The 13,107-nt window shown below is 51.7% G+C and carries 12 protein-coding genes and 1 riboswitch; of the genes, 5 read left to right on the forward strand and 7 right to left on the reverse strand.

Annotation, left to right across the window (positions count from 1 at the left end; all coding sequences use genetic code 11):
• Positions 1-50: 50 nt before the first annotated feature.
• Both DW091_RS02540 and abc-f read right to left on the reverse strand, forming a co-directional pair.
• Entirely contained in the window at positions 51-281 is a 231-nt protein-coding gene (locus tag DW091_RS02540; RefSeq protein ID WP_038354041.1) for a hypothetical protein, read from the reverse strand.
• Positions 282-369: 88 nt separating this feature from the next.
• A complete protein-coding gene (gene abc-f / locus DW091_RS02545) occupies positions 370-2,307 on the reverse strand; it encodes a ribosomal protection-like ABC-F family protein (RefSeq protein WP_118517323.1) in 1,938 nt (645 codons plus the stop codon).
• A 167-nt stretch (positions 2,308-2,474) separates the two neighbouring features.
• Here abc-f and DW091_RS02550 point away from each other — a divergent pair, with 167 nt between their 5' ends.
• The 5 genes from DW091_RS02550 (at position 2,475) to DW091_RS02570 (ending at position 7,479) form a co-directional block, all read left to right on the forward strand.
• On the forward strand, positions 2,475-3,167 hold the full coding sequence (locus tag DW091_RS02550) for a DUF1538 domain-containing protein (protein WP_058695557.1): 693 nt from the start codon (positions 2,475-2,477) through the stop codon (positions 3,165-3,167).
• Entirely contained in the window at positions 3,164-3,928 is a 765-nt protein-coding gene (locus DW091_RS02555) for a DUF1538 domain-containing protein (protein WP_118517324.1), read from the forward strand. Before DW091_RS02550 ends, DW091_RS02555 begins: the two co-directional genes overlap by 4 nt.
• 67 nt (positions 3,929-3,995) lie before the next feature.
• The gene (locus DW091_RS02560) at positions 3,996-4,346 is read left to right on the forward strand and encodes a P-II family nitrogen regulator (RefSeq protein ID WP_074616553.1); all 351 of its coding nucleotides are present in this window, start codon (positions 3,996-3,998) and stop codon (positions 4,344-4,346) included.
• Positions 4,347-4,505: 159 nt separating this feature from the next.
• Positions 4,506-5,150, forward strand: coding sequence for a redox-sensing transcriptional repressor Rex (locus DW091_RS02565; protein WP_058695554.1), 645 nt, complete (start codon positions 4,506-4,508; stop codon positions 5,148-5,150).
• A gap of 98 nt (positions 5,151-5,248) precedes the next feature.
• Positions 5,249-5,332, forward strand: a riboswitch (cyclic di-GMP riboswitch).
• Positions 5,333-5,355: 23 nt separating this feature from the next.
• Positions 5,356-7,479 carry an EAL domain-containing protein gene (locus DW091_RS02570; RefSeq protein WP_058695553.1) on the forward strand — a complete coding sequence of 708 codons (2,124 nt, stop codon included), beginning with the start codon at positions 5,356-5,358 and terminating at the stop codon, positions 7,477-7,479.
• Positions 7,480-7,519: 40 nt separating this feature from the next.
• Here the strand turns inward: DW091_RS02570 and DW091_RS02575 are convergent, their stop codons facing one another.
• The 5 genes from DW091_RS02575 to DW091_RS02595 form a co-directional block, all read right to left on the reverse strand.
• Complete coding sequence (locus tag DW091_RS02575) at positions 7,520-9,403, reverse strand: carbohydrate-binding domain-containing protein (protein ID WP_118517325.1); 1,884 nt, start codon at positions 9,401-9,403, stop codon at positions 7,520-7,522.
• Positions 9,404-9,413: 10 nt separating this feature from the next.
• The gene (locus DW091_RS02580; RefSeq protein WP_118517326.1) at positions 9,414-10,091 is read right to left on the reverse strand and encodes a DUF4956 domain-containing protein; all 678 of its coding nucleotides are present in this window, start codon (positions 10,089-10,091) and stop codon (positions 9,414-9,416) included.
• Positions 10,073-10,807: a polyphosphate polymerase domain-containing protein gene (locus DW091_RS02585; RefSeq protein ID WP_058695551.1), complete on the reverse strand. Its 735-nt coding sequence runs from the start codon at positions 10,805-10,807 to the stop codon at positions 10,073-10,075. The genes DW091_RS02580 and DW091_RS02585 overlap by 19 nt, the downstream gene beginning before the upstream one ends.
• A gap of 207 nt (positions 10,808-11,014) precedes the next feature.
• Positions 11,015-11,989, reverse strand: coding sequence for an EamA family transporter (locus DW091_RS02590; protein ID WP_074616558.1), 975 nt, complete (start codon positions 11,987-11,989; stop codon positions 11,015-11,017).
• 29 nt (positions 11,990-12,018) lie between these two features.
• Positions 12,019-13,044 carry a DMT family transporter gene (locus DW091_RS02595; protein ID WP_074616559.1) on the reverse strand — a complete coding sequence of 342 codons (1,026 nt, stop codon included), beginning with the start codon at positions 13,042-13,044 and terminating at the stop codon, positions 12,019-12,021.
• Positions 13,045-13,107: the final 63 nt, after the last annotated feature.

The following is a 13,107-nucleotide window of genomic DNA, read 5'->3' on the forward strand; positions in this document are numbered from 1 at the left end:
TAAAAAAGCTGTATGACCTGTGTTTAAGAGGCCATGCAGCTTTTTCTTTTCTAAACCTCGTAGGGAATGCCAGCGAATACCTCCTGCATTTCCTCGGGTTCTGCGTTATAGATTTTTAGGATGAGCCCGTTGACCAGTGTGATGATTTCCTGAGAATCCACAGTGCCGTCGTTGGCAGGCTTGGCGGCGTAAAGCGCGCAGAGCATCTCGTTTCGGGTCGTTCCTGTAATGCCGCTGAACAGACTGTTCAGGACTCTTTTTTCCTGTTCGTTTAATTTCATATTTTTATCCCCTTGATTTCTGGTTTTAGACTATTATAACAATTATCCCGCGACAATCAAGAGATTATCTGGCGGGATAAGAAGAATATTATTGCGCCTCCCACGCCTCGATTTCGAGCAGCAGCTCCTCCCAACGGTCCGTCAGGCTGGCCACAGCTTCTTTGGCGGTGTTATAGGCGGCGGTGACCGTGTTTACATTGTCCAGGTCGTCATAAAAATCGTTCTGGCACATCTGTGCTTCGTAATCTGCGATTTCGTTTTCCAGGCGCTCGATATCCGTTTCCACAGTTTTCAGCTCCTTCTTTTTACCGCGGAATGCGGACTCCTGCTCCTTCTGTCTTTTGCGGTCTGCCTTCTGCTTTGTCTTGGTGACCACGGTCCGGTTTTTTTCTGCCTCCAGGGCTTCCAGCAGGGCGGCCTCATCCTTGTAATGGATATAGTCGTCATAATTGCCAAGGGTGACCTCAATACCCGTGGGGGTGAAGTTATAGATTTTGGTCGCCACCCGGTTGAGGAAATAACGGTCGTGGGAAATGAACAAGAGCGTCCCCTGATAGGCGATCAGGGCGTTTTCGAGGATCTCCTTTGTGCGCATATCAATGTGGTTGGTGGGCTCGTCCATAAGCAGGAAGTTGGACTGGGACAGCATGAGGCGCGCCAGAAGAAGCCGGGCCTTTTCGCCGCCGGAGAGAGAGCTCACAGCCTTGAACACATCATCGCCAGTAAACAGGAAAGCGGCCAGAATACTCCGCAGCTCGCCCTCGGTAAAGTGCATGTCGATATCCCAGAGGGCCTCCAGAAGGTTTTCGTCATAAAACTGCTTTAAGTCGTTATTTTCCTGGTCATAATAGCCGACATGAACCTTATGGCCGTATTCGATGACGCCGCTGTCCCGCGACACCTTATCCTGGATGATGCGGAACAGGGTGGTTTTGCCGATACCGTTGGCCCCGATGATGCCCACCTTGTCGCCGCGGTGGATATCAAAGGAAATATTCTCGAAAAGGGGCTGTCCGTCAAAGGATTTTGATACGTCGCGGACAGTCAGGACATCCTTGCCGCTCTGGATGCGGGGTTTGAAGTTAAAATGGGCATCGGATTCGGTCTGCACCTTTTCGACCACCTCCATTTTTGCCAGAGCCTTTTCACGGCTGGCAGCGCGCTTGGAGCTGTGGACAGAGTTATAACGGCGGAATCGGGCAATCATTTCCTGCTGGCGCTTGATTTCGCGCATCTGCTGGGCATACTGATGGTCCAGATCCATGAGCAGCTTTTCTTTCTTTTCCACATAGGTGGTGTAGTTGCCGGTGTAGCTGTCCAGTGAGTGGCGTGAGACTTCCAGAATACGGCCGCAGACCTTGTCGAGAAAGTAGCGGTCATGGGAGATGATGACAAAGGCGCCGTCGTAGGCCTTCAGAAACTGCTCCAGCCATTGGAGGGAGTCGATATCCAGGTAGTTGGTGGGCTCATCGAGGAGCAGAAGCTCTGGTTCCTGAAGCAGGTTGCGCCCCAGGGCCGCCCGTGTTTTTTCGCCGCCTGACAAAACGCCAAAGGGCTTTGCCATATCCTCATCGGTAAAGCCAAGGCCCCTGGCAATGCCGCGGATGCGGCTGGGGTATTCATAGCCCTTTTGCTCTGCAAAGCGGTCCTGAAGCTCGCCGTAGGTTTTCATGAGCTTTTCCTGCTCTGCACCGTCGGTTTCACCAATCTGGTGCTCCAGCTCTCGCAGCCGCTCCTCCATTTTGATGAGCGCGTCAAAGACAGAGCGAAAAAGGGTGTCTAGCGTGGTGTCCGCTTTAAAATCAGCTTCCTGGGCCAGATAGCCAATGGTAAGGTTGGATTTTTTGCTGATGACGCCGCTGTCGGGGGTAAGCCTGCCGGCCAGTAGCTTGAGAAAGGTGGACTTGCCTGAGCCGTTGCGCCCCACCAGGCCGATCATTTCCTTTTCCTGTATGGAGAGGCTCAGTTTGTTAAAAATTTCATTGATGCCGTAACTAAAACTAAGATTTTCAATATTTATAAGCATAGGGTTTTCTGCCTGTTCTTTCCATAGTATTCCTTATATATGATACCAAAAAAGAGGGGGTGTGTCGACTGCGGACAGAGTCAGGGAAAAGAAATTTGCAAAATGATGAATATTTTGCATCTAAATGGGTATAAAAAGAACGTATTCCAAAATGAGGAGGAGGTTTGATGAGAAAACTGCTTAATAGCTTTAAAGAAGTCCTTGTATCAATTTTACCGATGACGGTTTTGATTTTGATCATCAGTGGTATCTGGGCGCCCTTCACGCCTGAGATGCTCGCGTCCTTTATCGGCGGCGCCATCATGATGATGATCGGCATGGCGCTTTTTTTGTTTGGCGCGGACATCTCCATGATGGAGGTTGGTGAGCGTGTGGGAAATTTTCTGGTTTCCCGGAGAAGCTTGAAAATTCTGATTATCGCCGGCTTTTTTGTGGGCATGTTTGTGACCATTGCCGAGCCGGATGTGCAGGTGCTGGCTGGCCAGGTGGCAGCAGTCTCGGAGGGGACCATCAACCGGACGATGCTCATCGCTGTGGTCGGCGTTGGGGTCGGTATTTTTCTGGTTATCGCGCTGCTGCGCTTTGTTTTTCAGATGAAGCTGTACCATATCCTGATCATTGGATATATCGCTGTTTTTGCCCTGTCCTTTTTTACGAACCCTGAGATGGCGCCAGTAGCCTTTGATTCCGGCGGCGTCACTACTGGTCCCATCACAGTGCCCTTTATACTGAGTCTGGGCAGCGGGATCACCAGCGGCGTAAGAACCAGCAGGGAAGGAACAGACAGTTTTGGGATGGTTGCCCTGTCCTCGCTGGGACCGGTGTTGGCCGTCATGATTTTGGGGGTGATCTTCAGATGAGCCTGATCAATCATTTATTTCACGGTATGCCGGAGGTGGCATGGGAGGTTTTTCTGGCCATCCTGCCCATTGTTTTGATTTTTCTGTTTTTGAACGTCATTGCGCTGCGGCTGCGGGCTCCTATTATCAAGCGGATTATAGGCGGCTTTGTGGTGACTTACCTGGGGCTGGTGCTGTTTCTCCAGGGCGTAAACATTGCCTTTGTACCGGCCGGCGAATTTTTGGGCACAGCCCTTGCAGAGCTTGAGTACAGCTGGATTCTCATTCCGCTGGGCTTTGCCATCGGTTTTCTGGTCGCCTTTGCCGAGCCAGCCGTCCAGGTCATGGTAAAGCAGGTTGAGGAAATGACCAGCGGCGCCATCAAAGCACGCGTTATGCTGCTTGCGATCTCGCTGGGCGTGGCGTTAGCGGTTATGACGGCCATGATCCGGCTGCTGGCCGGTATTTCGCTCTGGTGGATTTTGATTCCGGGCTATATACTGGCCTTTATTCTCGGCCGCTTTGTGGAGCCGAATTTTCTGGCTATGGCCTTTGATAACGGCGGCGTAGCCACTGGCCCCATGTGCTCGACCTTTATTCTGTCTCTTTCAGTGGCTGTGGCGGGCGCGACGCCAGGACGAAATCCGCTGCTGGACGGCTTTGGCGTGGTAGCGCTGATTGCCCTTGCGCCGATTCTGACAACCCTGCTTCTGGGCTTCTTTTATAAGCAGAAGGAGGCCTACAGGAAAAGGCAGTGTGAAAAGCAGCCGCGTGATTCTTAACCGGTATTGACAGAAGATTTTAATCATATATAATATGTAGATTACTTAGCGAATGATGGAGGAAAAAATGGAAGACAGAAATAAGATTAAGACCGAACTGATTGTGGTGATTGTGGAAAAAGATATGTCCGGCGAGGTCATTGACGCGGCCAAGCAGGGCGGCGCTGACGGAGCGACCGTTATGTATGGCCGCGGGTCCGGCATCCATGAGAACGCCCGGTTTTTCGGCATCACCATTGAGCCTGAAAAGGAGATCGTTCTGATTCTGGTGGACGCGTCCATAAGGAACGCGGTGCTCTGCTCGATCCAGAAGAAAATCGAAATCGACAGGCCGGGCATGGGCATTGCTTTTGTGCTGGATGTGGCCAAGGTGATTGGCAGCCCGCACCTTAACTTGATGTCGGACATCACCGATTAATTGCTTTTAAAGACACCCCGAAGGCGCTTGTTTGCCCGGTTTCTGAAGGAATTAAAAAACTTTGACACTTTTTTAATTAATTCGACCATAAAAATTGACGTTTTTTTAACAACTTGATATAATAAAAAGGATAAGTACGACGCAGGAGGGGAGTGCAGAATGCAAACTTTTTCAAAAAGGGTATCGATGACAGTTGTTAAGCGTCTGCCCAAGTATTACCAGTATTTAACCGATTTACAGGATCAACATATTGAAAAAATCTCGTCTAAGGAGCTGGCGGCTATGATGGGGCTGACCGCCTCGCAGATCCGGCAGGACCTGAATTCCTTTGGCGCTTACGGACAGCAGGGCTACGGCTACAAGGTAAAAGAGCTGAAGGAGGCCATTCGCAAAATTCTGGGGCTTGATCTCCAGTATAACTGCATTATCATCGGTTCTGGGAACCTGGGACATGCCATTGTCAATTACGAGCGCTTTAAGGAAGAGGGCATTCACTTCAAGGCCATGTTCGACGTGGATCCGGATCAGATTGGCAAAAAGGTCGGAGACGTGACCGTGTACCACATGGACGATCTCGACGCCTTTGTGGCGCACCATAAGATTGATATCTGTATCCTGAGTGTACCGCAGAAGGTCGGGCAGGAAACCACAGACCGTGTCGTAGAGCTCGGGATCAAAGCGATTCTAAACTTCGTGCCTCTGGACCTGACGGTGCCGGACGACGTGGTGGTAGAGAGTGTGAACATCACCGACAGTCTGTTTACCTTAACCTACCTGATTAACGAAGAGGAAGAGAACGAATAACCAGAAATACCAGCAGGCTTAAGCCTGCTTTTTTGGTGGAAAATAGGAGTTGTGTTTCAAAAAAATCTATTATATAATAGAGTAAAATATAAACGAGATTAATACTAGGGCAAATCTGCTGAAAGACAGAGACGCAAAGCTACAGGGCCTAAACATACATTGTAGGGTAGCCAGCTGCAGTTAAACCCATAACAGGAGCTGTAAAATGGCAGGAAAAAAGACAAACGAAACCATTGAAAATAATGTTTATAACGTAGCTTTGCGTAATATTTACGACGAGCTCTATGAACTGAACATTACCAAAAATCATTATCGGATCATCTACCATGTAGAGGGTAAATATGTGACGCCGCCAGAAGACGGCGCTTTGACAGACGGTATTGCCGATGTGGCAGCGCACATGATTCACCCGGAGGATTCGAGACGTTTTTTGGATTTTTTTGATATTGATAAAATACACGCGGCACTGGCTTCCGGAAAGACCAGCGTCATTGGAGAGTTCCGTAAGCTTTGGGAGGACGGCGCCTATCACTGGGCCTCGCTGACCGTTTTTCCAGCGGATATTGAAGGCGAGGAGGATGAGATCCTGCTCTGCTTTATCATGGATATTGATTATAAAAAACAGCTGGAAGCCGTTGAGAAGGAAAACCAAAGCCTTCAGAAAAAGCAGATGGATGACGAGCGTTACCGTCTGGTGATTGGGCAGACAAACACCCTGGTATTTGAGTGGAACCCAGAGACCGGAGAGCGCTATTATGCGCCCCGGTTTTCGGAAAATTTTATGGGCAGCTATGACGGCCGGGACATCAAGGAAATCTGGCTTGACGATGGGGTCGTCCACCCCGGCGATATTGAAATATTAAAGCAGAAAATGAGCATGGACGCCATCAGCAACGGGCAGGTAGAGCTGGAAATCCGGCTCTGCAATAAGAAAGGCCGCTATATCTGGTGTAAAATTGTATTTAATGTGCTTTACAATGAGGATGGCGGCATCAGCCGGGTGATCGGTACCCTGAACGACATCGACGAATCCAAGCGCGCGCACGAAACCCTGAAGTACCGGGCAGAGTTTGATATGTTAACCGGTATCTATAACATCAATACCTTTTATTCCCGGGCAGAAAAGCTGCTCAGGGAGCATCCGGAGCAGAAATATGCCGTGGTGCGCCTGGATGTCAACCGCTTTAAGTTTATCAATGATCTGTACGGACGGGAGGAGGGAAACCGGCTGCTCCGCTTTATGGCAACTGTTATTTCGGGCCATATGGGGCCGATGGACGCTTTTGGGCGCATGAACAGCGATGTGTTCTGTCTCTGTATGTCCTATGGTTCGGGTGAGCCACTGCTCAGGCGTATTCAGAAAATACTGGCGGAGATCAACCAGTATTCAGAAACCTATCAGGTTATGCCCTCCTGCGGTATCTGCATTGTGAGGGACCGGAATGTCCAGATCAGTATCCTATGTGACTGGGCAAACCTGGCCCAGAAGACCATTAAAGGGAGCCTCATCAAGCAGTGGGCCTTTTACGATAAAAAGCTGAGAGCCAAACAGATTGAGGAGCAGCGGATCGAAAACGAGATGGACGACGCGCTGAAAAAGCACCAGTTCAAGGTGTATCTCCAGCCCAAACACAATGTGCAGACAGGCAGCGTGATCGGTGCGGAGGCGCTGGTGCGCTGGGATCATCCTGAAAGAGGGTTCCTGACGCCCTACCGTTTCATCCCGCTTTTTGAGCGCAACGGCTTCATCATCAAGCTGGACGAATACGTCTGGGAGGAAACCTGCCGGATCATTAAATCCTGGCTGGACAGGGGGATGGAAGCAGTTCCGGTGTCGGTTAATGTGTCCAGAGTGCAGGTATATAACCCGAATTTTTATAAAAAGCTGCTGCATATTATAAGACGCTACGATATTCCCAAGGCGCTTTTAGAAGTCGAGCTGACTGAGAGCAGCTTTGTAGAGAACACGGTGGATTTGTACCGCGGCATGGAGCGGTTGAGAGAGGAAGGAATCTCCTTTTCAATGGACGATTTTGGATCAGGCTATTCCTCGCTCAATATGCTCAAAAATGTACCAGTCAACACCATTAAGCTGGACCGTGAGTTCTTTAACGAGAGCGTGGCGACCCAGAAAGGTAAAACCATCATTGAGCATACCATCGGCATGATCAACGACCTGGAGCTTCAGGTCATTGCCGAGGGCGTAGAAACGGGCGATCAGGCAGGCTTCCTGAATGCCTGCGGCTGCCAGGCTGCCCAGGGCTACTATTATTCCAGACCCATGCCGGTCGAGGAGTTTGAGAAACGGTTTTTAAAAGAGAGTATTTAAAAAAAGAGCTGCGCGCCAGGTGCAGCTCTTTTTTTAATCCTTATTGTCCCGGCCCGCCCTGCATATCCTGCGGAGTGCTGCTGCCGGGACGGTTCCCGCCTGGGCCGCCCATGTTGCCGGGACCACCGCCCATACCGCCGCTGTGGGTGCTTCCGTCCTCGCCAATGCTTGTGACGGAGGAAGAAGGGGTGACAGTGGTCAGGTCTGCGCCGCCCTTTGTCAGTGTGTAGGTGACGCCGGTCCGGATATCCGGCGTGCTGATGATAATATTCTGGAATGTCTTAGACGGGGTGTAGTCTGCGATTTCCTCCCCGTTCGCGTCCTTCAGGCTGATGGTGGTGCCGGCCGCCTGAGAAGCGTTAAAGGTCAGAGAGATGCTGTTCTGGGCAGAGTCTGACGACGGCGTCTGGAGCATACCGGAGCTGCCCGCCGCGATCAGAGTGCCGCCGGTCAGGTTATAGGTGCCGTCGTAGTCCAGAGCGCCGTTGCCGCCATCGGTGGGCCCATCGATGGTAACCGTGCCGCCGGTCTGGTTGATGGAGGCGTTGGAATCGAGCCCGTCGCCGCCGGCGTTGATATACCATTCGCCGCCGTTAATGTTCAGCACAATGGAACCGTCGTCCACACTGGCGCTTTCCATGGGGTTCTGCCCAGGCCGGCCGTTTTGTGAGGAGCCGTCGCCGCCCGCGGCGTTGATGCCGTCGTCGCTTGACACAATACTGCCCTTGCCGCCGTTCAGCGTGATGCTCATGCTCTCCAGGCCTTCATAGGACTTGGTAATGTCAAAGATACCACCGTCGATGGTCAGGAAGGTGTCGGCATGGATGCCGTCATCGCCGGAGCTCAGGGTAAAGGTGCCGTCTTTAATGTCGATGGTGCCATTAGAGTGAATTGAGTCGTCAGACGAGTCAATGTGATAGGTACCGCCCTTGATGACAATGGCGTTTCCGGCCTTCAGCGCCTTGGCGCTCTGGGGCGTGTCGTTGGCGTCGTCGGACGCAGTCTGGGGCGTCTGCTGCCAGCTTCCCCAGGTGCTGCCGGGGGTTCCTGCCTTATCGCTGCTGTTGGCGCTTCCGCCGCCTGTGACCAGGCTGAAGGTGCCGCCGCCCACCGTAAGAGTGTTTTCGGTCTGGATGCCGTCAGCCCCTGCGGTAATGTCAAAGGTGCCGCCGTCGATCTGGATGGTGCCCTTGGCGGTATCCTCATCATTGGTGGCCTTGATGCCGTCGCCGGCAGCGTTGATGGTGATGGCGCCGCCCGCGATTTTGGTGGCGTCGCGCCCCACAATGCCGTCATCCGCCGAGGAGGGGATGGTGATGGTGCCAGACATGATTTTCAGGTCGTCCTTTGAGGTAATGGCGTCGTTGTAGCTGCCAGTCACCGACAATGCGCCGTCGCCGTTGATGGTCAGGTCATCCTGCACATAAAGCGCCGCGCTCGGCGCATCTGTGTCCGCACTGTCCCGTGACGCGCTGTCGGTCAGGCTGTTCTGGGTGCCGGCCTCCAGGGTAACGAGGGTTTTGCCGGCCTGCCTGCTGTAGATGGCCGCGCCACTGCCCGAGGTGATATGGGCGTCCTTGAGCACAAGGCGGACCGTGGCGTTTTTGTCAGTGTTTATGACAATGCTGCCGTCATTCAGGGTACCGGAGAGCACATAAGCGCCGGCCCCTGTGATGGTGAGGGTGCTGCCGTTTACGGTGGCGCCGTCGCCGGAAAAATCAATGCTGTTTTTCTTCAGCGTAACGCTCTGGGGATTTTCATCACTGTAGTCTGTGTCATAGTCCTCCGCGTCATAACCGGTTGCTGTGGCCGTGGCGTCTGCGCCGGAGGAGATTCCGGCCTTTGCGCTGCAGCCGGCTGTGAGAACCGGCAGGAGGATAAAGAGCGGAATAAAGGCTAAAAATAAAAGGCTTGTTTTTTTCATGTTTTTTCTCCTAAAGGGCCTCAGAAACCGTCTGGGGCCGGCCACAGATCACCGTGAGGTTGCCGTTGCGGCAGCGAATGGCGTCGATGAGGGCTTTCTCATCCTCATCCCGCTTCAGGACAATGTGGTATGAGAGCTCATACATGCTGCCGAGGTTGGTGGTTTTAACGCGTTCCAGAGACACCTTTTTTGTGTAGGTACTGAAAATATCATCAAAAATTTCAGAATAGTCCAGGTTTTCGGGGATGGTGACGCGCAGCTCCTTGTCAAGCGGCTTGCGCTCGCCAAAGGGAGAGCGGCAGAGAATGAGCATGACCAGGCTGATAACAATGGTGATGACTGCGGCGAACACCACGTAGCCAGTGCCGGTGGCCAGCCCCACCGCCATGGAAAAGAAGATGCTGCTGATCTCCCGGGAGCTTCCCGGAACCGAGCGGAAGCGGATCAGGCTGAAGGCGCCGAGCACGGCCACGCTGGTGCCCAGATTGCCATTGACCAGCATGATGACAATCTGCACCATGGCAGGCAGAAGAGCCAGCGTGATGACAAAATTTTTGGAATAGGTACCGTGTGCCATGTAAACCACTGCGATGACAAGCCCCAGAATAAGGGATACAAAGGTACAGATCAGTGCAGTGCTGATGGACATCTGGCCGGTGGTGGCTGTGTCTATGATTGTTGTGAACAAGCGGGGTTCCTCCCTTCGGTTATAAGCTTGCGCTTGTAGACGCTGCCGTATTTGGAAAAGGACACAGGGTAGATCTCGAGCTCTGAGAGCATGCCGCTCAGCCAGAGGGGCATGGCGTCGGGAATCTTGATCTCCATGAGAACCGCCTTCGAGTCGAGCAGTGCTGTGCCGCTATCCCCGCGGGCAAGGCTCAGGTTTGATTCCCGGCTGCGGATATTGGCGTCAAAGGTAATGCGGATATTGTTGTTTTCAATACCGTAGCAGGCAATGCGGTCATAGGCCAGAAAAAGCTTGGGAACCGGCCTGTAAAAAGACAGAAAATAGTCGATCTCCCGGAGAATCTGAGTGTCGAGGTCCGGGCGCAGGCCGCGGTTGAGCCAGGCCTCGGCCTGGTTCAGGGATATGGCGGCCCGGCGCTTGTAAACAGTGCGCTGCCATTTTTTCTTGATCTCAATATAGACGGTGTCCTGGGGCCCTGGTACGCCGTAGCTGCGCAGGCGCAGCTTCTCCTTATAGGGCGGCTTCTCGATGGAATGCCGGATCAGGTCGTAGTGGGGGGTGTCGTAGTAAATATTGCAGATGGTGTGGCGCCCGTATTCGTCCATCTGCATATAGGGCTTTAGAGCCTGTATGAGCGGCCAGTACTTTTCGCCGGACAGATGATATTTTTTCTCGATCCTTTGAAAAACATTGTTGCTCTGAGTGGGTGTGTTCATAAGTATTTCCTTTCATTTCAAACTTTACAAAAATTTTACATGACGAATGTGATGAATTTATGATGTTTTTAAGAATTCTGGGTGAAGAAAGGAAAGAACCGCGACCGGTATAGACGTTTTTGAGAAGCTTTATAAAAAAAGTAAAAAAATGGCAGCCTGTACCCCAATCGGTACGGCTGCCATTTTTTCTTTTCATTTCCAGATTTATCACTCGTTTTGAACCACTTTTTTCTTTTCATTCTCTTTTGCCTGAACCTCATCCGCCTTGTCGCCGGTATACTGCATATAAACAATGGCAGCCACAGCAATGATCATCCCGACAATTTGGAGGGAGCCGAGATGCTGGCTCAGGACCATAAAGCCCAGAAGCGCGGCCGTGGTGGGTTCAAGGACAAAGGTCAGGGAAGCCGTCGAAGCTTCGATATAATTGTAGGAAACGGCGATGGTCCCATAGGAGATAACCAGAACGGCAAAGTAGCCGAGCAGCATGAGCCACATGGTCAGGCCGCCTGAAGGGGCAGCGGCCGCAAATTCCCGGAACACCTCGGCAGGCGTGGTTTTAAAGGAAAAAACAATGAGCCCCATGGCGTTGGAATAGACCAGGTACGCCAGATAGGAAACGCCGTTTGAAATATGATAATAATCAAAAAGGTAGGCGAAAGCTAAGCTGAAACAGTTGGCCAGCCCCCAGAAAATACCAATGGTTGTAATATCGCTGACATGCGTGTTAAAAAGATTAAGCACCAGCACCATGCCGAAAACAGCGATGACACAGGCGATAAGCTTTTCCTTGGTGATCTTTGATTTAAAAAAGATGCGCATCAAAAAAACCAGAACAATGGCGTTCGAGAAATCCAACAGCGAGGCGACAGCGATGGGCAGTGAGTTGAAAGACCGGATCGAGGTATAGATGTAAATAGGCGACGCGATCATTCCGCTGCACACGATGAGGGTAAAATAGAACAGCTTCCTGGGCAGCTTGAGAACCTTTGGCTGTGTGATCAGGGTATAGATCAGGTAAAAGGCAAGGACAGCTAACGGCGTAAAAGTCGACATGGCGTTTTCGGAAATGCCAAGGCTGTCAAAATAGTTCAGAAACACGCCAAAGGTACCGGTAGCCACCGCGGAGGAAGCAGCCAGCAGGACGCCGTAGGCAGCGCCCTTATGTCTGAGAAAAGGCATTATCTTTCACACTCCTTTGGGCATAAAGGCTATTCGACGTCAACTTCAGGATTTGCATTTGCAGAATCCTGGGTGAGATCGGATGACTTCGCCTGGGCGGCAAGCTCAGCCTTTTCGCGTTTGCCCTCGGAGTATTGCATATACACAATGGCGCAAACCGCAATGGCGATCCCCAGCATCTGGAGCGGCGTCAGGGTTTCGTGCAGGATGATAAAGCCAAGAATGGCTGCGACACTGGGCTCCAGAACAAAGGTGAGCGCGCCGTAGGAGGCATCGATATAATTGTAGCAGGCCGTAATGGAATAGTAAGACCACATGAGCACCGCGCAGTAGATAATCGCCACTACAATGACGATAGCACCATTTGCGGAAACAGATTCCATGATGTTCTGGCCGACCGCCGCCGGGTTAGAGGTGAGCAGCAGAATGATGGAGCTGCACAGGCAGGCATAAATCTGAGTGGTGATAACCGGCACATCATGGCTGATGTGAAAATAGTCGATTGAGTACACAAAAGCCAGAGCGCAGGCAACCGCAACACCCCAGAAAATCCCCATGCTGGTGATCGGGACACTGTCGTCCGGAGCCACCGCGCCAAAGGTGATAATCTGAAGTACCAGCATGATGCCCACAATGGCCAGCACACAGCAGATGAGCTTTTCTTTGGTGATTTTCTGCTTAAACAAAATCCGCATCAAAAATACCAGAACGATGGAATTTGAAAAGTGAAACAGCGATGCGATGGCCATGGGCAGGTTTGCGAATACGCGGACATAAGTAAAATTATAAAGCGGATAAAGCACAAAACCGCTGACTGCGATCATTGTAAAATAATAGAGCTTTTTCGGTGCGAGGAGCAGTCTGCGGTCCTTAATCAGCGCGATGAGTAAAAAAGCAAAAAACATGAATACCGGGCCGATCAGCGTGACGGTGTCGTCGCTGAGTCCAAAGGCAGCCAGGTAATGCAGAAAAATACCGAAGGTACCGGTAGCGACAGCGGAGCTGCAGGCCAGAAAGATACCAAACCCTACACCTCTTTTTTTCGTTGCGTCCATTTTTCTCTCCTTAATATAGAATTCATTTAATCAGGCAGGGAAGGGAGTCCTGTGCACAGAACC

The sequence above is a fragment of the Eubacterium sp. AM05-23 genome (assembly GCF_003477535.1).
Taxonomy (GTDB): domain Bacteria; phylum Bacillota; class Clostridia; order Eubacteriales; family Eubacteriaceae; genus Eubacterium; species Eubacterium maltosivorans.

What these genes read in the sequence shown, in the direction of transcription:
- DW091_RS02570 (WP_058695553.1), top strand. Translation starts at nt 5,356, where the DNA reads ATGGCAGGAAAAAAGACAAACGAAACCATTGAAAATAATGTTTATAAC.
- DW091_RS02590 (WP_074616558.1), bottom strand. Translation starts at nt 11,989, where the DNA reads ATGCCTTTTCTCAGACATAAGGGCGCTGCCTACGGCGTCCTGCTGGCT.
- DW091_RS02595 (WP_074616559.1), bottom strand. Translation starts at nt 13,044, where the DNA reads ATGGACGCAACGAAAAAAAGAGGTGTAGGGTTTGGTATCTTTCTGGCC.
- DW091_RS02540 (WP_038354041.1), bottom strand. Translation starts at nt 281, where the DNA reads ATGAAATTAAACGAACAGGAAAAAAGAGTCCTGAACAGTCTGTTCAGC.
- DW091_RS02585 (WP_058695551.1), bottom strand. Translation starts at nt 10,807, where the DNA reads ATGAACACACCCACTCAGAGCAACAATGTTTTTCAAAGGATCGAGAAA.
- DW091_RS02555 (WP_118517324.1), top strand. Translation starts at nt 3,164, where the DNA reads ATGAGCCTGATCAATCATTTATTTCACGGTATGCCGGAGGTGGCATGG.
- DW091_RS02565 (WP_058695554.1), top strand. Translation starts at nt 4,506, where the DNA reads ATGCAAACTTTTTCAAAAAGGGTATCGATGACAGTTGTTAAGCGTCTG.
- DW091_RS02560 (WP_074616553.1), top strand. Translation starts at nt 3,996, where the DNA reads ATGGAAGACAGAAATAAGATTAAGACCGAACTGATTGTGGTGATTGTG.
- DW091_RS02575 (WP_118517325.1), bottom strand. Translation starts at nt 9,403, where the DNA reads ATGAAAAAAACAAGCCTTTTATTTTTAGCCTTTATTCCGCTCTTTATC.
- abc-f (WP_118517323.1), bottom strand. Translation starts at nt 2,307, where the DNA reads ATGCTTATAAATATTGAAAATCTTAGTTTTAGTTACGGCATCAATGAA.
- DW091_RS02550 (WP_058695557.1), top strand. Translation starts at nt 2,475, where the DNA reads ATGAGAAAACTGCTTAATAGCTTTAAAGAAGTCCTTGTATCAATTTTA.